Source organism: Shinella sp. GW821-FHT10F02 (assembly GCF_058809275.1).
The window spans coordinates 221,234-237,290 of the sequence record NZ_JBXASL010000003.1; the positions used below are offsets into that span (position 1 = coordinate 221,234).

Genomic DNA, 16,057 nt, shown 5'->3' on the forward strand with positions numbered 1-16,057 from the left:
CGTGCCGGCAATCTAGCCGATCGTTCCCCCGCGTCAAAGGCGGGAAAGGTATCGTTCCAGCACGGCGCGGGTGAGGCGCTGGTTGTTGCGATACCAGTCGTCATCGGTGAAGAAGACGGGTTCGCCCGCATCCCAGCCGCTCATCGAGAAATCCGACTGGCGGGCGAAGAAGGCGACGAACTCCGCTTCCGTCGCCCATTCGGCGATCGGCGTGCCGAAATAGACGCCGCCATCCTGCACATCCGCCAGCATCACGCCGCCCTCGGTGCGGATGAGGCCCTGGCCGCAGAAATCGCGGTGAAAATCGTAGATCACGCCGTGGTTCGGCTCTTCCGCCATCAGCTTGCGCCAGATGCGCTCGGCCAGCGGCGCACCGAGCGGCCTTTTGTCCAGCGCATCGCGAAGCGATTCCGAAACGCGGCGGCGGTCTTCCTCCGAGCGTGTCGTGCTTTCGATGGCCTGCGGGTTGCGGCGGGCCTGGATGGTGGCGCGGATCGCGACCCAGAGCACGAAGACGATGATGGCGAGCGCGATGAGCGGGATGATGGTCGCAGCCATGGTCAGAGGGGTCCGGCCGTGGTTTGAAGAGGTCTTGGATTGGACTTATGCATCTTGCGCATGGCACCTATTCCACAAAGGCTCTGTCGCGATTTTCTGAATCGATTATAAGCAGCGCCAACGAAGCGAACTTAAAACGCGCTTCAAGCGAAACGAAGTGAAAGTTCCTCCAGTCCTTCGAATCGCAAAAAGCTAGGTGTTCCGATCAGGCGTCTTGCCGGTCACTCCTCCTCCCTCCTCCGGGAAGGCGCTCGGAACACATAGGCCCGCTTGAGCGCTCCTCCTCCTCAAGCTCGCGGGCATGGCCGGTTCGCCGGTCCATAGGCGGTGCCTCTGGCACCGCCTTTATTTTTTCCCGCTTCAGCGGCGATCGAGATGGATCGTCACCCAGCCTTCGCGCCAGATGGTGCGCACATGGCGCAGGCCGGCACCATTATAGGCGGCCAGCACCTTCCAGCGCTGCGAGGCCAAGATGCCCGACAGGATGACGTCGCCGCCCGGCGCAAGCTGGGCCGCAAGCTGCGGCGCCATGCGCATCAGCGGGCGGGCGAGGATGTTGGCGATGATCAGGTCGAAGGGGCCGTGGCGGCCGAAGGCGGTGGAGTGGAAGCCCGGCGCGGTTTCCAGCGCGATGCCGGAAGCGATGCCATTGAGGCGGACGTTTTCGCGCGCGACGCGGGTGGCGATCGGGTCGATGTCGGTGGCGAGCACCTGGACGGGGCCGAGCTTGCGCGCGGCGATCGCCAGCACGCCGCTGCCTGTCCCAAGGTCAAGCACACGCCTGACTCTGCGGGACCGCATCACGTCGGAGATGACTTCCAGGCAGCCCGCCGTGGTGCCGTGATGGCCGGTGCCGAAGGCCTGGCCGGCGTCGATCTCGATGGCGATCTCGCCGGCGCGCACCTTGCCGCGGTCATGCGAGCCGTGCACCACGAAGCGGGCGGCGCGCACGGGCTTCAGCCCTTCCAGCGATTTGGCGATCCAGTCGATGTCCGGCAGTTCCTCGCGCTGGATTTCGGCATCGGGGAAATCGGCGGCCAGCAGTGCTGCAAAGCGCGCGTGGATGTCCGCCTCGTCCGGGCGGAACATGTAGATGGACGCTTCCCAGATGTCCCGCTTCTCGTCGATCTCCATCGTCGCGATGGCGTAGCCTTCTTCCTCGAAGGCGTCGGTCATCAGCGAGAGTGCGGCATCGGCCAGCTTCTCGGTCGTGGTGATGTAGAGGCGGATTTCGCTCACGGCTGGGGTCCCTGTTGTCAGGGCTCCGCCTAGCATGTCCGAAAGCCGAGGGCAAAGGCGGATCGCCCGCCGCGCCGCTTATCCCTTGATGAGGTTGGCGAGCTTCTGTTCGGCGACGTCGGCATTTTCACCGTAGGCGATCGTGCCGGTGAAGCGACCGGTCGCGTCGAGCAGGAAGACGGAGGCGGTATGGTCCATCGTGTAGTCGCCGTCGGGCTTCTTCTCGTCGAGCGGCACCTTGCGATAATAAACGCGGAAACCCTTGACCATCTCCAGAACCTTTTCCGGCGGGCCGGAAATGCCGGTGATGCGCTTGGAGACGTTGCCGACATATTGGCCGATCAGTTCCGGCGTATCGCGCTCGGGGTCGACGGTCACGAAATAAGCCTGCATTTTCGAGCCGTCCGGATCGACCTTGGCAAGCCAGCCGTCCAGCTCGAACAGCGTGGTCGGGCAGACTTCCGGGCAATGGGTGAAGCCGAAGAACAGCGCGGTCGGCTTGCCGGTGAAGGCCTTTTCGCTGATCGGCTTGCCATCCTGCGCGACGAGCGTGAAGGGAACGCCGAAGGGGCCGCCCGTCACCTCGTTCTTCGCGCCGGTCACTTCCAGCGTCAGCCAGCCGAGCAGCGCGGCGACGAGGGCGACGGCGATCCAGAGTACGAGGCGCAGGGTCTTCATGGCAGTCCTTCGATGGGGCTATGTCGGCAGGTGTTCGCCGGTGTCATAGTCCTTCGCCGGGGCGGGAGCAAAGGCGCCAATTGCCGCAACGGGAAATGCTCGCGGGATTGTGATCAGAAGCACCAGGCCATGCCGGATTCGGCAAGGCTCAAAAAGATCGCCGAGCCATGCTCCAGCCAGCCGGCAAAGGCGGCGGTGGCGGCCATGACGCCAAGACCGAGCGCGATGAGCGCAGCGGGCAGGGCGATATATCGGCTGGTCGTCTTTTCCATGCGCCGAGTATAGCGTGAAACGGCAGGTTTTGGAACCGCTCCCCCTCACGCAACGTGTGGTAATCCGGCGGATCGGAATCTATCAATTTTTACTAAAATACAGGTTCCCACACTCAATCCTTAGCCATTGTTTAATCTCTCTTTGTCACGGTCCGGATACGCATAAGGGCCGGAATCGGTCCATCGGGCATGATGTCCATCGACCGCGGGAGACGGCGAGGAAGCGTATTTCACCCAGGATCCAGAAGGGATGCCGCGGCGAGGGCCGGGCTCGATCGGGCGAACCGCATCATGTCTCACGAAAATTCAGCGAAGGGCCGGACCCTTTCCGTCAGTTCCCGTCTTGCGACGCTCGGCGCCGCCGCGTTCCTCGGCTTCGGCGCGATGCTCGCGGCTGGCTGGTACGGCGGCACGACGATCCGCGCGGCCTCCGAGGCCGCCGTCTCCATCCAGAACAATGTCGACCAGGTCGAGGCCATGCGCCTCGCCAATGTCGATCTGGTGCTCGTCGCGATGGACAGCATCATCGACCGCGACGAAAAGGCCATCCAGCCGGCGCGGCTGGAAACCATCGCCGCATCGCTGAAGACGCTGAAGGAAGGCTCGGAGGCGGCAAAGCGCCTCGCAGCCGAACTCGGCAAGCCGGCGCTGCTCGATTCCTATGCCGGCGACCTTCAGCAGATCGAAACGGCGATCTCGGTCGATCTCAAGAAGATGATCGAGGAGGGCGCACCGATCGAAGCCTTCGCGGCGATCGACGACGCCATCGACAGCGGCGGCGAGCGCATGACGACGGTGCTCGGCGCACTGGCGGAGGAAGGCTCGGCGCTGCTTCAGGCGCGCGTCAACGATGCGCAGCATGCCTCGTCGACATCCATCCAGTACCAGATCGCCATCGGCCTTTTCGGCATGATCACGCTGCTCGGCCTGATCGTCTATCACGGCAACATGCTGCGCCGGGGCATCTTCGCCGTGCGCGACAGCATGCAGCGCATTCTTTCCGGCGACCTCAACACCGCCGTCGCCGCCACCGAACGGGGCGACGAGATCGGTGAGATGGCGCGCTCTGCGGAAGCCTTCCGCCACGCCGCCGTCGAAAAACGCGCGCTGGAACAGGCGAATGAAGAGACCCGCGCGAAGATCGAGACCGAACGGCATGGCCGCGAGGCGGTCGCCCGCGACGACGAACAGCAGGTGAAGGTGGCCGTCGAGGCGCTCGGCCGCGGCCTCAACCGTCTGTCGGACGGTGACCTGACGGTCGTTCTCCTCGATCCCTTCCGCGCCGATCTCGAGCAGCTGCGCACAGACTTCAACAACACCGTCGAGCGCCTGCGCAATGTCATGGCCGAGGTGAAGGACAATACCGGTTCCATCCAGTCGAACAGCGGGCAGATGCGCGCTGCCGCCGACGACCTCGCACGCCGGACCGAGCAGCAGGCGGCCTCGCTGGAGGAAACCTCCGCAGCACTCGAAGAGATCATGACCACCGTGCGCACCGCGACGGCGCGGGCGGAAGAGGCCGGCCAGATGGTCGACTCGACCAAGGCGAGCGCGGTGGAATCCGAGCGCATCGTCAGCGACGCCATGGCGGCCATGCAGCGCATCGAAGGCGCCTCTAGCGAGATCGGCAAGATCATCAACGTCATCGACGAGATCGCCTTCCAGACCAACCTCTTGGCGCTGAATGCCGGCGTCGAGGCCGCCCGTGCAGGCGAGGCCGGCAAGGGTTTTGCGGTCGTGGCGCAGGAGGTGCGCGAACTCGCCCAGCGCGCCGCTGGTGCGGCCAAGGACATCAAGAGCCTCGTCACGCGCTCCTCGGAAGAGGTGAAGACGGGCTCGCGCCTGGTGCAGGCGACCGGCGAATCGCTCGGCCGCATCGGCGGCGACGTGCTGCGCATCCACGAACACATGAGCTCCATCGTCACCGCCGCGCGCGAACAGACGAGCGGCCTCCAGGAAATCAACGTCGCCGTCACCCAGATGGACCAGGTGACGCAGCAGAACGCCGCCATGGTCGAAGAGACCAATGCGGCAAGCCATACGCTGGCCCAGGACGCGGAAAACCTCTCGCGCCTCGTCGGTCAGTTCCAGATCCGCGAGGGCGCACGCGCCTCCGTCGGTAGCCCGAGGGCGGTCTCCACCGCCTCCCGTCCCGCCCCGTCCCCGGCAAGAAACCTTGTCTCCAAGGTTGCCGGAGCATTCAGCAGCAGTGCAGCGTCCAGAGGCAATGCCCAGGCCGCCGCCGAGAACTGGGAAGAGTTCTGATCATGTCCAACGCCATCAAACAGTCCGGCGCCTTTCTTGAAATCGTCTCCTTTCACTTAGGGGAACAGGAATTCTGCATCGACATCATGGCCATCCGCGAAATCCGCGGCTGGGCACCGGTGACGCCGATGCCGCACACGCCGCCCTACGTGCTCGGCCTCATCAACCTGCGCGGCGCGGTGATCCCGGTCATCGACATGGCCTGCCGCCTCGGCATGAAGATGACGGAGCCGTCCGAGCGCTCCGCCATCATCGTCACCGACATTGCCGGCAAGCTGGTCGGCCTGCTGGTCGAGCAGGTCTCCGACATGATGACCATCAAGAGCGAGGACCTCCAGCCGGCGCCGGAAATCATTCCGGAAGCCCAGCGCGCCTTCTGCCGCGGCATCGTGGCGCTGGAAAAGTCGATGGTCTGCTTCCTCAACCTCGACACCGTCATCGCCGACGAACTCGCCCAGGCCGCCTGATCGGGTCTAGGGAAGCATCTCGGGCCTCATGCACCCGACCGTTTTTCGGTCGGGTGCTTTTGCATGTCGGCAAGTAGTTCCATCTGAAGTTTCGAATATTTGCGCTTTTGAATGCACGATCTTGTGATGATTTATTAGGAACCAAGCGAAGGTGTTGCCGTTTCCTCCATGCTTCCAAAGAGAAACAATGGAGAATTCCCATGAAGAAGACAGTCACCATCGCTCTTGCTTCGCTTCTCGCCATCGCACCCGCCGCCGGCATCGCCTATGCGCAGGATGCCACGGCACCCATGACCTCCGACGGCATGTCGACGGGCTCCATCGCCGCCGACAGCGTGGACGTCGTGAAGATTTCCTCGCTTGAGGCCGACGACAGCCAGCGCGGCGAGGCCGAGCGCCTGACGCTGAAGGCAAACGATCCTGCCACCATGGAAAAGGTCCAGAGCGAGCTGCAGGGCGTGCCGGGCCTGGCCGATGCGCTGGCTTCCAAGAACGTCCAGCTTGAGAACGTCGTGGAAATCCAGACCTCTGCGACCGGCGGCAAGGTCGTCTACGTCAAGTAAACGGCTACTCACCGCGAAAAATGCCCCGGACCTTTCAGGTGCCGGGGCATTTTTTATGGTTTGCCGTTTTCCCAGGTGACCGTCTCGCCATAGAGCGGCACCGTGGAGATCGACATCTTTGCCGAACCTTCGGTGAGTTCGCGCGAATGGGCGAGGTAGATCAGCGTGTCGTTCTTCTTGTCGTAGATGCGCGTGACGATCAGCGCCTTCCAGATCAGCGACAGGCCGGACTTGAAGACCTCTTCGCCCTCGCGGTCGAGTTCGATATCGCCGATGGTGATCGGGCCGGTCTGCTGGCAGGAGATGGCGTTGTTCGACGGGTCTTCGAACCAGTTGCCCTTCTTCAGGCGGTCGATGACGGAGCGGTCGAAGTAGGTGACGTGGCAGGTGACGCCGGAGACCTCGGGATCGGTCACCGCGTCGACATAGATGTCGTTGCCGATCCAGTCGACGCCGACCTTGCCAACGGTCTCGGCGGTCGCAGGCACGGCGGCGAGCGCCAGAAGGCCGGCGGCGATGGCCGTGCGGGGGCGGAAAGAGGCAAAAGTCTTGAGCGGCATGTCTGGTCTCCTTGTTCCGCTATCACGTAAGGGACGGACCGCCGCTTGCAAGGTGCTGCGTCAGGATTTCGCGGCGGCGATGGTGGCGCGCACGGCGTCCCTGTCGGTCAGCGTCAGTTCGTATTCGCGGTCCTTCTCCGTGCCGCCCATGCCCACATGCGGATTGCGGAAGGTCATGCCGCTCGGCACGGTCGTCAGCGCCGCGAAGTGCAGTTCGGTCAGGCCGGTCTCGTCGCGGACCTTTTGGATGTTTTGCGCATCGAGCGCGCCGCAGCCCATGACGACGATACGGCCGGCGGCCTGTTCCTGGGCGCTTTTCAGGATGGCGATGCCGTCGAGCGCGGTGTCGCGCTGGCCGGAGGTCAGCACGCGGTTCACGCCGCAGCGGATGAGCGCTTCCAGCGCCTCGCGGGCGTCCGCCGTCATGTCGAAGGCGCGGTGGCAGGTGACGGACATCGGGCGCGCGGCCTCGACCAGCCGCTTCGTGCGCGCCTCGTCGATCCGGCCGTCCGTCGTCAGGCAGCCGATGACGACGCCCGCGACACCTTCCTCGCGCAGCGCCTTGATGTCCTCGGCCATCGTGTCGAATTCCGTTTCCGAATAGAGGAAATCGCCGCCGCGGGGGCGGATGATGACGTGGACGGGGATTTTTGCTGCCTTCACGGCGGCGCGGATGGTGGCGAGGCTCGGCGTCAGGCCGCCTTCGACCAGGCTCGCGCAGAGCTCCACGCGATCGGCGCCGGCGTCCTGCGCAGCGAGAAAACCGTCGATGCCTTCGACGCAGAGTTCGATGAGGGGCTTGGTCATGGCGTTTTTCCGGTCTTCGAGGTCAGGCTTCGCGCCAGACGGTTTTCAGGAGCCGCAGCCAGTTTTCCCGGCAGAGTTTAGCAAGGTCGTCCTCGCCGTAGCCGGCGCGGCGCAACGCCTCGACGAGCGCTTGGCTGCCGGCGGCATCGCCGATCGCGGCGGGGATGGTCGCACCGTCGAAATCCGAGCCGAGCGCCACGCAGTCGATGCCCATGCGCTCCACCATATGGTCGATGTGGCGCACCATGTCGGAGAGCGGCGTATCGGCATTTTCGAGGCCGTCGGAGCGCAGCATGGTGGTGGCATAGTTGAGGCCGGCAATGCCCTTGCGCTCGCGGATCGCGTCGAGCTGGCGGTCGGTGAGGTTGCGCGAGATCGGCGTCAGCGCATGCGCATTGGAATGGGTGGCGACGAGCGGTTGGGTGCTGGTGCGCTCGACGTCCCAAAAGCCCTGTTCGGTAATGTGCGCGAGGTCGATCATGATGCCCAGGCGGTCGCAGGCCCTGACCAGCTCGAAGCCGGCCTCGGTGAGGCCGGGGCCGGTATCGGGCGAGGAGGGGAAGGCGAAGGGCACGCCATGGCCGAACAGGTTGTGGCGACTCCAGACGGGGCCGAGCGAGCGCAGGCCCTTGGCGTGGAAGGCTTCGAGGTTCGAGAGGTCCTCGGCAATCGGCTCGCAGCCCTCGATATGTAGGACGGCGGCGAAGCGGCCGCTGTCCATCGCGGCGCGGATGTCTGCCGTGGAGCGGCAGATGGCGAGGCCGCCGGCCTGCTCCAGCCTTGAGGCGATGTCCGTCATTTCAAGCGCGATCTTCAGCGCTTCGGCCTGATCGCGCGGGCCGACCATGCGGACACTGTAATGGCCGTTCTGGTCCACCTCGCGGGCCGGATAGTCTTCCTTCGGCGGGATGAACATGGCGCAGAAGCCGCCGGCCAGGCCGCCCTTGCGGGCGCGGGGCGCGTCGATATGGCCCTTGTCCGTGCCCTCGACGAATTCGGCGATCGGGTCGGCTCCCTTCTGCGCATTTTCCCAAAGGCGCAGGAGAACGTCGTTATGGCCGTCGAAGATCAATTGCATGTGCCGCTCCGAAAAAGAAACGCATCCGATCGGTTGGGTAGAACCGATTCCGCCGATGCCTGCAAGGCGACGGCGGTCGCTCTCAGGCGGCGAAGACCGGGGTGCCGGCAATCCAGGTGGAGACGACGTCGACATCGCGGCCGATGACGGCGAAGTCCGCATCGTGGCCATGGGTGAGGCGGCCCTTGCGGCCGGTCATGCCGATAGCTTCCGCCGGATAGAGCGAGGCCATGCGCAGCGCTTCCTCCAGGCCGATACCGGCGTGGTCGCGCATGAAGCGGATGCAGGAGGCCATGTCGATATCGGCGCCGGCCAGTGTGCCGTCGGCCAGCGTCAGGCGCCCGCCCTCGCGAAAGATTTCGCGGCCGTTGAGGAAGAAGCTCGTCATGTCGGTGCCGATGGTCGACATGGCGTCGGTGACGAGGAAGATGCGGCCGGGGCCGCGTTTCGCCCGCAATGCGACGCCGATCGAGGCGGGATCGACGTGGAAGCCGTCGGCGATCAGGCCGGCATTCAGGTGGCCGAGGTCGAGGGCGGCGCCGACCATGCCGGGCTCGCGGTGGCCGAGCGGGCTCATGGCGTTGAAGAGGTGGGTCATCATGCTGGCGCCCGCCTCGACGGCGGCAGCGGCCGTGCGATAGCCGCAATCCGAATGGCCGAGGCTGACGGTGACGCCGGCGGCCTTGAGCGCTGCGATCTGCTGGTTGCTGGCGTTTTCCGGCGCGAGCGTCATCAGTAGCGCTTCGAGGGCCTGGCGGGCCGCGATGGTGCGGTCGAGATCGGCCTGCTCCATCGGGCGGATCAGTTGCGGGTCGTGCGCGCCCTTGCGCGCGACGGAGAGATGCGGGCCTTCGAGATGCAGGCCGAGGAAGCCGGGCACGTTCGCCTTGCGGGCCGCAAGGCCGGCGGCGATCGTCTCGGCGGTCACCGCGCGGTTGTCGGTGATCAGCGTCGGCAGCAGTGCGGTCGTGCCGAAGCGGGCATGCGCGGCGCAGATGGTGCGGATGCCTTCGAGGTCCGGGCGCTCGTTGAGCAGCACGCCACCGCCGCCATTGACCTGGAGGTCGATGAAGCCGGGGACGAGCGACAACCCGTCCATCGGCACGGTGCCGGCGTCGCCCGGCAGCTCTTTCCGCGCGACGATGCCGGCGACCTTGCCGCCGTCGATCAGGAGCGCGCTGTCCTCATGCCACAGATCGCCGTCGAAAATCCGGGCGCCGGTAATGGCGGTGCGCGCAGTCATCGGGTTTCCGTCACTTTCTTGAGGTTGACCGGCTTGTCGGGATCGAGGCCGCGCCCGCGCGACCAGGCTTCGACGAAGCCGTAGAAGGGCACGATGAGCGCCAGCGCATCGGTGATCGGGTGGCCGGTCGCGACGAAGGGCAGTTTGCGCGCGCTCTTGGCCCCGGCAGCGGTGACGCCGGCATAGGCGCCGCGGTCGGCGAGGCTGTCGGCCATGCCGGTGACGGAGGCTTCCGCCGCGTCGCGGGCGGCAAGGGCCACGACCGGGAAGGACGGGCCGACGAGGGCGACCGGGCCGTGCAGCACTTCGGCGGACGAATAGGCCTCGGCATGCATGCCGGAGGTTTCCTTGAATTTCAGCGCCGCCTCGCTGGCGATCGCCAGGCCCGGGCCGCGGCCCAGCACGTAAAGCGACTGGGCGTCCTTGAGGTCGCCGGCAAGCTCGCTCCAGTCGAGCGCCACGGCCTTGGCGAACTGTTCCGGCAGGTTCTTGACGGCGCGGTCAAGGTCCGTGTCGCCCGTCCACTCGGCGAGCACGGCAAGGCCGGCGACGATGGAGTTCACGTAGGATTTGGTGGCGGCGACGCTGATTTCCGGGCCGGCCGAGAGATCGAGGGAATGCAGGCAGGCGTCGGCCAGCGGCGAGGGCAGCGTGTTGGTGAGCGCAATCGAGATCGCACCGCCCGTCGTGGCGCCTTCCGCCATGGCGACGATGTCCGGGCTCTTGCCGGACTGGGAGATGGCGATGGCGGCCGCACCGCCGAGCTTCAGCTTGGCGCCGTAGATGGAGGCGAGCGACGGGCCGAGGGAGGCGACCGGCCGGCCGGCGGTGAGTTCGATCGCATATTTCAGGAAGAGGGCGGCGTGGTCGGACGAGCCGCGGGCGACGGTCACGAAGAACTGCGGGTCGCGTTCGCGCAGCGCCTTGCCGGCCGCCGTGATGGCGCTGGCGGAATTGGCCAGCAGGCGGGCCGCCGCTTCCGGGATCTCGTTGATTTCTTTCCGCATGTTGGTCTGCATGGCATTACCTTTGTCGGTTTGGACGCTTACGTCTCGGAAAGCGTCAGTTCGGCGACGAAATCGTAGGCGTCGCCGCGATAGATCGACCGGGTGAATTCGACGACCCGGCCGGAACGAAGATAGGAGACCCGCTCGATGGAAAGCCCTGCCGATCCGGCGGGCACGCCGAGCATGGCGGCATCGGGGTCTTTCATGTTGTAGGCGGAAATGCGCTGCACGGCGCGCACCGGCCGGCAGCCGCGCTTTTCCAGCGCGGCATAGAGCGAACCCTGTACCTGCAACGGATCCGGCAGGAATTCTGCCGAGATGCAGGCGCGCTCGATGGCGAGCGGCATGTCGTCGGCGACGCGCAGGCGGCCGAGGCGGGCGACCAGCGCGTCCGCGGGCAGGCCGAGCATCATCATCTCGTCAGGCGAGGGGTGGAACAGGCCGCGGTCGAGCCATTCGGCTTTCGTCGTCAGGCCGCGCCGGGCCATGTCCTCGGTAAACGAGGTGAGGCGGGAAAGCGACTGCTGCACCTTGGCGACGGGCTTGGCGACGAAGGTGCCGGAGCCGTGGCGGCGTACCAGCAGGCCATCCTTGACGAGGTCGTCAACGGCCTTGCGCACCGTGACGCGGCTGACATTGGCGTGGTCGGCGAGGTCGCGTTCGGCGGGCAGGGCATCGCCGTGATTCAGCTTGCCGGAGGTGATGGCGTCTTCCAGCGTCTGGCGCAGTTTCAGGTAGAGCGGGCCGGGCACGCCCGATTGCAGGCTTTCCGGGGTGAGGATCGCGGCGAGGGGCGTGCTCATGCGGCGGCTCCCGTGCGCTGTCTGTATCGGTTGGCGGCAAGTGCCACGGCGCCCGTCAGGGCATCCGCCTCGGCCTCCACCAGGATCGACCGGTGCCGCTCGGACAGCCATTCCGGATAGAGCGCTGCCAGCCCGCCGAGCAGGCAGAGGCGCGGCGCGCCGGCCAGCGCCATGATGGCGTCGAGGGAGGCGTTCACCGATGCGGCCCCCGCCTTGACGATGGCAATCGCCTGTGGGTCGCCCTGGCGCGCGTGGTCGAAGACCAAAGGGGCGTAGCGGCCGAAATCGCCGGGCTTGGAGAGGCGGGCGAATTCCACGATGCCGCGCGGATCGTGCTTGAACTCGTCCAGCACGGCCTCCGTCACGCCCGAGCGGGGAATGACGCCGTCATGAGCGAGCAGCGCTTCCTGCAACAGCGCATGGCCGACGCGCGCGCCGCCGCCGAGATCGCCGACGGTAAAGCCCCAGCCGCCGATGTAGCGGACCACATTGTTCTTGCGCCCCATATAGATGGAGCCTGTGCCGAGGATCGCGACCGCGCCGTCCTCGTCGCCGATCGCGCCCTGGAGGGCGATCAGGCCGTCGGAATCGATGTCTGTGTGACGGAAGGGTAAGCGGTCGTGCACATAACGGGTGAGATCGCCGACATTGGTGCCGGCAAGGCCGAGAAAGGCGGAGGCGCCGGTGACACCGGCCTCATCGAACCCGGCGTCGCGATAGGCGGCCTTGGCGGCTTCCGTGATGGAAATGATCGCATTGTTGGGGTCGGTCAGGATATTGGCCGCGCCGCTCTTGCCGCGGCCGAGAATGACGCCATGCGGGTCTGCGACCGCGGCACGGCAACTCGTTCCTCCCCCGTCGATACCGAGAATGTAATCCGTCATGGGCACCTCCGAGGACAACGATACCAAAAAAATACCATTAACCAAGGGGTATGGTGGTATCGAAAATAAGCTTTCTTGCAAATTATTGATTTTAAATAATAAAAATATTGGAGACCAAAAAAGTGGTCTCAAAAATTAATTTCCTATGGACAATTGGTATTTTTTTGGCATTAATTTCGGGCAGAGGAGATATGGCGATGACTGCAGGCAGGACCGAGGGCAGGCATGATCAGGCAAGCGGGCTCGACGAGCGTCAGCCCGTGGATGTCCTGAAAGTGCTCGCCGATGCGCAGAAGGCCGCGGCCGCCGTGGTCGATGCCGCGCTCGTCGATATCGCCGCCGCAGCGCGCCTTGCCGCAGATGCGATTCTGGCCGGCCGCCGCCTTGTCTATGTGGGCGCCGGCAGCTCCGGCCTGATGGCCATGGCCGATGCGCTCGAACTTCCCGGCACCTACGGCATCGCCCGCGATCGCATCGTCATCCTGCTGGCAGGCGGTGCCGCGAGCCTCGAAGATCTCGCCGGCGGCTATGAAGACGACCGCGAGCTTGCCTTCGCCGATGCCTCGGCTGCTTCGATCGGCGCTGGCGACTGCGTGATCGCGGTTTCCGCAAGCGGCAGCACGCCCTATGTGCTGGCGATCGCCGATTATGCGCGGGAGAAGGGCGCTTCCGTTGTGGCGCTTGCCAACAATCCGGGTGCAGCGCTTTTCGAGGGTGCCGATGTGTCGATCCTGTTGCAGACGCCGCCGGAGGTGATTTCCGGCTCGACGCGCATGGGGGCGGGCACGGCGCAAAAGATCGCCTTCAACCTGTTTTCCACGCTGGTCGGCGTGCATCTCGGCCATGTGCACGATGGCCACATGGTCAATCTCAAGGCCGACAATATCAAGCTGAAGGGGCGGGCCTGCCGCATCGTGTCGGACATTTCCGGTGTCGGGCTCGACGAGGCGGAACGCCTGCTTGCGCGTTCCGAAGGCTCGGTCAAGGCGGCCGTCCTGCTCGCCGCGGGGGTAGAGGACGCCAGCGTCGCCGCGGCGGTGCTGGAGCGGTCGGGGCAAAGCCTCCGGCGCGCCCTCAAGGCTCTCGGATAACATGGTCTCAAAACGCGCTGCGGCGCATAAAAGGGGAGAATGAAATGACACGCAACGCAATCAAGGGGCTGCTCCTTGCCACGAGCATTCTCGGCACAGCCGGGCTCGCGCAGGCGCAGGACGTGACGCTCACCATCGAAAGCTGGCGCAACGACGACCTGTCGATCTGGCAGGAAAAGATCATCCCGGCTTTCGAAGCGAAGAACCCCGGCATCAAGGTCGTCTTCTCGCCGACCGCGCCGACCGAATACAACGCCGCGCTGAACGCCAAGCTCGATGCCGGTTCCGCAGGCGACCTCATCACCTGCCGTCCGTTCGATGCCTCGCTGGAACTCTTCAACAAGGGCCACCTTGCCAGCCTGAACGACCTGCCGGGCATGGAGAACTTCTCCGACGTCGCCAAGTCCGCCTGGACGACGGACGATGGCGCGACGTCGTTCTGCGTGCCGATGGCCTCGGTCATCCACGGCTTCATCTACAACAAGGATGCCTTCGACCAGCTCGGCATCGCGGTTCCGGCGACGGAAGCCGAATTCTTCGCCGCCCTCGACAAGATCAAGGCCGACGGAAACTTCATTCCGCTCGCCATGGGCACGAAGGACCTCTGGGAAGCCGCGACCATGGGCTACCAGAACATCGGCCCGACCTACTGGAAGGGCGAGGAAGGCCGCAAAGCGCTGATCAAGGGCGAGCAGAAGCTGACCGACGAAGGCTGGGTCGAGCCCTACCGCGTGCTGGCCAAGTGGAAGGATTACCTCGGCGACGGCTTCGAAGCCCAGACCTATCCGGACAGCCAGAACCTCTTCACGCTCGGCCGCGCTGCCATCTATCCGGCCGGCTCGTGGGAAATCGGCCTGTTCAACACCCAGGCGCAGTTCAAGATGGGCGCCTTCCCGCCGCCGGTGAAGACTGCCGGCGACACCTGCTACATCTCGGACCACAACGACATCGGCGTCGGCCTCAATGCCAAGAGCGCCAATTCGGAAGCCGCAAAGAAGCTCCTGACCTTCATCGCGTCTCCCGAATTCGCCGACATCTACGCCAACTCGCTGCCGGGCTTCTTCAGCCTGAATTCGACGGCGGTGAAGATGGCCGATCCGCTCGCCCAGGAATTCGTTTCCTGGCGTGAAAAGTGCCAGCCGTCGATCCGCTCGACCTACCAGATCCTGTCGCGCGGCACGCCGAACCTCGAAAACGAGACCTGGACGGAATCCGCCAACGTCATCAACGGCACGGATACGCCGGAAGTGGCTGGCGAGAAGCTCCAGAAGGGTCTCGACAGCTGGTACAAGCCGGCAAAGTAAGCCTCAGTTTCGGCTGCTGAATTCTGCTTGAGGCGCAGGCGATGCCTGCGCCGGCCCTCTCCCCATAAATCCTGGGGGGAGGGATTTGAGGCAGTGCTGCTCGAAGCGACCGGCGCATGCCATATCCCTTTTCGTCCCGGTGGACAGAGGGTGCCGAAGGGCAAATTCGGGGAGCGACCCCGGCACTATCGTGTATGCTGAAATCGTCATGTGCGGCACAACCGCCGCGCACGGCGTTCGTGCATGCGGACGTCAACGAACAAGAACCGGAGGGGCGAGCTGGGCCATGACCGACATACCTTCTTCCCATGATGCAACAGGGCTGATCAAGCGGCCGAAGCGCTGGCATATCGGCGTTTTCCTGCTGCCGGCCTTCATCGTCTATTCGGCGGTGATGATCCTGCCGCTCATCGAGACGCTGCGCCTCTCGCTGTTCAACACGGTGGACGGCCAGTCGACCTTCGTGGGCCTCGGCAACTTCCAGGTGTTGTTCGGCGACGAGCGCTGGTCCGAGGATTTCTGGAACGCGCTGAAGAACAACGTCATCTTCTTCATCATCCATATGCTGGTGCAGAACCCGATCGGCGTGGCGCTCGCCGCCATGCTGTCGATCCCGAAGCTGCGCTTTGCGGCCTTCTACCGCACGGCGATCTTCCTGCCGACGCTTTTGTCCTTCGTCATTGTCGGTTTCATCTGGAAGCTGATCCTCTCGCCGATCTGGGGCGTGTCGCCCTACCTGATGGATCTCGTCGGCCTGAAGTCGTTCTTCTCGCCCTGGCTCGGCAAGCCGAACTCGGCGCTGATCGCCGTGTCGTTGATCTCGGTCTGGCAATATGTCGGCATCCCGATGATGCTGATCTATGCGGCGCTGCTCAACATCCCCGAAGAGGTGATCGAGGCCGCCGAATGCGACGGCGTGACGGGCTGGAGCCAGTTCTGGAAGATCAAGCTGCCGCTGATCCTGCCCGCCATCGGCATCATCTCGATCCTCACCTTCGTCGGCAACTTCAACGCCTTCGACCTGGTCTATACCGTGCAGGGCGCGCTGGCCGGACCGGACGGGGCGACCGACATTCTCGGCACGCTGCTCTACCGCACCTTCTTCGGGTTCCAGCTCCAGCTCGGCGACCGCTCGATGGGGGCGACGATCGCGACGGTCATGTTCCTGATCATCCTCGCCGGCGTCTCGCTGTATCTCTTCGTCATCCAGCGGCGCATCCGCCGTTACCAGTTCTGAT

Annotated in this window: 17 protein-coding genes; 6 read left to right on the plus strand and 11 right to left on the minus strand. The window is 64.9% G+C overall.

Features of this window, described 5'->3' with window-relative positions:
- Nucleotides 1-33: 33 nt before the first annotated feature.
- The 4 genes from AC1RWL_RS10850 to AC1RWL_RS10865 form a co-directional block, all read right to left on the minus strand.
- The gene (locus AC1RWL_RS10850; RefSeq protein ID WP_493094777.1) at nucleotides 34-558 is read right to left on the minus strand and encodes a hypothetical protein; all 525 of its coding nucleotides are present in this window, start codon (nucleotides 556-558) and stop codon (nucleotides 34-36) included.
- A gap of 360 nt (nucleotides 559-918) precedes the next feature.
- A complete protein-coding gene (locus AC1RWL_RS10855; RefSeq protein WP_493094776.1) occupies nucleotides 919-1,797 on the minus strand; it encodes a 50S ribosomal protein L11 methyltransferase in 879 nt (292 codons plus the stop codon).
- Between the two features lie 78 nt (nucleotides 1,798-1,875).
- Nucleotides 1,876-2,475: an SCO family protein gene (locus tag AC1RWL_RS10860; RefSeq protein WP_493094775.1), complete on the minus strand. Its 600-nt coding sequence runs from the start codon at nucleotides 2,473-2,475 to the stop codon at nucleotides 1,876-1,878.
- Between the two features lie 113 nt (nucleotides 2,476-2,588).
- A complete protein-coding gene (locus AC1RWL_RS10865; protein WP_256117113.1) occupies nucleotides 2,589-2,747 on the minus strand; it encodes a hypothetical protein in 159 nt (52 codons plus the stop codon).
- Between the two features lie 291 nt (nucleotides 2,748-3,038).
- On the opposite strand from AC1RWL_RS10865, the gene AC1RWL_RS10870 reads away from it, so the two are divergent.
- The 3 genes from AC1RWL_RS10870 to AC1RWL_RS10880 all read left to right on the plus strand — a co-directional run bounded on the left by AC1RWL_RS10870 (nucleotide 3,039) and on the right by AC1RWL_RS10880 (nucleotide 6,042).
- On the plus strand, nucleotides 3,039-5,012 hold the full coding sequence (locus AC1RWL_RS10870; protein WP_493094774.1) for a methyl-accepting chemotaxis protein: 1,974 nt from the start codon (nucleotides 3,039-3,041) through the stop codon (nucleotides 5,010-5,012).
- Nucleotides 5,013-5,014: 2 nt separating this feature from the next.
- Nucleotides 5,015-5,479 carry a chemotaxis protein CheW gene (locus AC1RWL_RS10875; RefSeq protein ID WP_256117111.1) on the plus strand — a complete coding sequence of 155 codons (465 nt, stop codon included), beginning with the start codon at nucleotides 5,015-5,017 and terminating at the stop codon, nucleotides 5,477-5,479.
- A gap of 200 nt (nucleotides 5,480-5,679) precedes the next feature.
- Nucleotides 5,680-6,042 (plus strand): hypothetical protein, encoded by a 363-nt coding sequence (locus AC1RWL_RS10880; RefSeq protein ID WP_256117110.1) that lies wholly within the window; start codon nucleotides 5,680-5,682, stop codon nucleotides 6,040-6,042.
- Between the two features lie 53 nt (nucleotides 6,043-6,095).
- Here the strand turns inward: AC1RWL_RS10880 and AC1RWL_RS10885 are convergent, their stop codons facing one another.
- The 7 genes from AC1RWL_RS10885 to AC1RWL_RS10915 all read right to left on the minus strand — a co-directional run bounded on the left by AC1RWL_RS10885 (nucleotide 6,096) and on the right by AC1RWL_RS10915 (nucleotide 12,424).
- A complete protein-coding gene (locus AC1RWL_RS10885) occupies nucleotides 6,096-6,602 on the minus strand; it encodes a CreA family protein (protein WP_493094773.1) in 507 nt (168 codons plus the stop codon).
- Nucleotides 6,603-6,662: 60 nt separating this feature from the next.
- Nucleotides 6,663-7,409 (minus strand): copper homeostasis protein CutC, encoded by a 747-nt coding sequence (locus tag AC1RWL_RS10890; RefSeq protein ID WP_493094772.1) that lies wholly within the window; start codon nucleotides 7,407-7,409, stop codon nucleotides 6,663-6,665.
- Nucleotides 7,410-7,431: 22 nt separating this feature from the next.
- Nucleotides 7,432-8,487, minus strand: a complete 1,056-nt coding sequence (locus tag AC1RWL_RS10895; protein ID WP_493094771.1) for a dipeptidase — start codon at nucleotides 8,485-8,487, stop codon at nucleotides 7,432-7,434.
- Nucleotides 8,488-8,569: 82 nt separating this feature from the next.
- A complete protein-coding gene (gene nagA / locus AC1RWL_RS10900) occupies nucleotides 8,570-9,730 on the minus strand; it encodes an N-acetylglucosamine-6-phosphate deacetylase (protein WP_493094770.1) in 1,161 nt (386 codons plus the stop codon).
- Nucleotides 9,727-10,749, minus strand: coding sequence for an SIS domain-containing protein (locus tag AC1RWL_RS10905; RefSeq protein WP_493094769.1), 1,023 nt, complete (start codon nucleotides 10,747-10,749; stop codon nucleotides 9,727-9,729). Before AC1RWL_RS10905 ends, nagA begins: the two co-directional genes overlap by 4 nt.
- Nucleotides 10,750-10,775: 26 nt before the next feature.
- A complete protein-coding gene (locus AC1RWL_RS10910; protein ID WP_256117102.1) occupies nucleotides 10,776-11,540 on the minus strand; it encodes a GntR family transcriptional regulator in 765 nt (254 codons plus the stop codon).
- Entirely contained in the window at nucleotides 11,537-12,424 is an 888-nt protein-coding gene (locus tag AC1RWL_RS10915; RefSeq protein WP_493094768.1) for a glucosamine kinase nucleotide-binding domain-containing protein, read from the minus strand. The genes AC1RWL_RS10910 and AC1RWL_RS10915 overlap by 4 nt, the downstream gene beginning before the upstream one ends.
- A gap of 197 nt (nucleotides 12,425-12,621) precedes the next feature.
- On the opposite strand from AC1RWL_RS10915, the gene AC1RWL_RS10920 reads away from it, so the two are divergent.
- From AC1RWL_RS10920 to AC1RWL_RS10930, 3 genes are all read left to right on the plus strand, one after another.
- Complete coding sequence (locus AC1RWL_RS10920; RefSeq protein WP_493094767.1) at nucleotides 12,622-13,515, plus strand: N-acetylmuramic acid 6-phosphate etherase; 894 nt, start codon at nucleotides 12,622-12,624, stop codon at nucleotides 13,513-13,515.
- A gap of 44 nt (nucleotides 13,516-13,559) precedes the next feature.
- A complete protein-coding gene (locus AC1RWL_RS10925; protein ID WP_439616307.1) occupies nucleotides 13,560-14,819 on the plus strand; it encodes an ABC transporter substrate-binding protein in 1,260 nt (419 codons plus the stop codon).
- A gap of 286 nt (nucleotides 14,820-15,105) precedes the next feature.
- Nucleotides 15,106-16,056 (plus strand): carbohydrate ABC transporter permease, encoded by a 951-nt coding sequence (locus AC1RWL_RS10930; protein WP_493094766.1) that lies wholly within the window; start codon nucleotides 15,106-15,108, stop codon nucleotides 16,054-16,056.
- Nucleotide 16,057: the final 1 nt, after the last annotated feature.

What these genes read in the sequence shown, in the direction of transcription:
- AC1RWL_RS10890 (WP_493094772.1), bottom strand. Translation starts at nt 7,409, where the DNA reads ATGACCAAGCCCCTCATCGAACTCTGCGTCGAAGGCATCGACGGTTTT.
- AC1RWL_RS10895 (WP_493094771.1), bottom strand. Translation starts at nt 8,487, where the DNA reads ATGCAATTGATCTTCGACGGCCATAACGACGTTCTCCTGCGCCTTTGG.
- AC1RWL_RS10885 (WP_493094773.1), bottom strand. Translation starts at nt 6,602, where the DNA reads ATGCCGCTCAAGACTTTTGCCTCTTTCCGCCCCCGCACGGCCATCGCC.
- AC1RWL_RS10925 (WP_439616307.1), top strand. Translation starts at nt 13,560, where the DNA reads ATGACACGCAACGCAATCAAGGGGCTGCTCCTTGCCACGAGCATTCTC.
- AC1RWL_RS10880 (WP_256117110.1), top strand. Translation starts at nt 5,680, where the DNA reads ATGAAGAAGACAGTCACCATCGCTCTTGCTTCGCTTCTCGCCATCGCA.
- AC1RWL_RS10930 (WP_493094766.1), top strand. Translation starts at nt 15,106, where the DNA reads ATGACCGACATACCTTCTTCCCATGATGCAACAGGGCTGATCAAGCGG.
- AC1RWL_RS10920 (WP_493094767.1), top strand. Translation starts at nt 12,622, where the DNA reads ATGACTGCAGGCAGGACCGAGGGCAGGCATGATCAGGCAAGCGGGCTC.
- AC1RWL_RS10870 (WP_493094774.1), top strand. Translation starts at nt 3,039, where the DNA reads ATGTCTCACGAAAATTCAGCGAAGGGCCGGACCCTTTCCGTCAGTTCC.
- AC1RWL_RS10910 (WP_256117102.1), bottom strand. Translation starts at nt 11,540, where the DNA reads ATGAGCACGCCCCTCGCCGCGATCCTCACCCCGGAAAGCCTGCAATCG.
- AC1RWL_RS10865 (WP_256117113.1), bottom strand. Translation starts at nt 2,747, where the DNA reads ATGGAAAAGACGACCAGCCGATATATCGCCCTGCCCGCTGCGCTCATC.
- AC1RWL_RS10850 (WP_493094777.1), bottom strand. Translation starts at nt 558, where the DNA reads ATGGCTGCGACCATCATCCCGCTCATCGCGCTCGCCATCATCGTCTTC.
- AC1RWL_RS10875 (WP_256117111.1), top strand. Translation starts at nt 5,015, where the DNA reads ATGTCCAACGCCATCAAACAGTCCGGCGCCTTTCTTGAAATCGTCTCC.
- AC1RWL_RS10915 (WP_493094768.1), bottom strand. Translation starts at nt 12,424, where the DNA reads ATGACGGATTACATTCTCGGTATCGACGGGGGAGGAACGAGTTGCCGT.
- AC1RWL_RS10905 (WP_493094769.1), bottom strand. Translation starts at nt 10,749, where the DNA reads ATGCAGACCAACATGCGGAAAGAAATCAACGAGATCCCGGAAGCGGCG.
- AC1RWL_RS10860 (WP_493094775.1), bottom strand. Translation starts at nt 2,475, where the DNA reads ATGAAGACCCTGCGCCTCGTACTCTGGATCGCCGTCGCCCTCGTCGCC.
- nagA (WP_493094770.1), bottom strand. Translation starts at nt 9,730, where the DNA reads ATGACTGCGCGCACCGCCATTACCGGCGCCCGGATTTTCGACGGCGAT.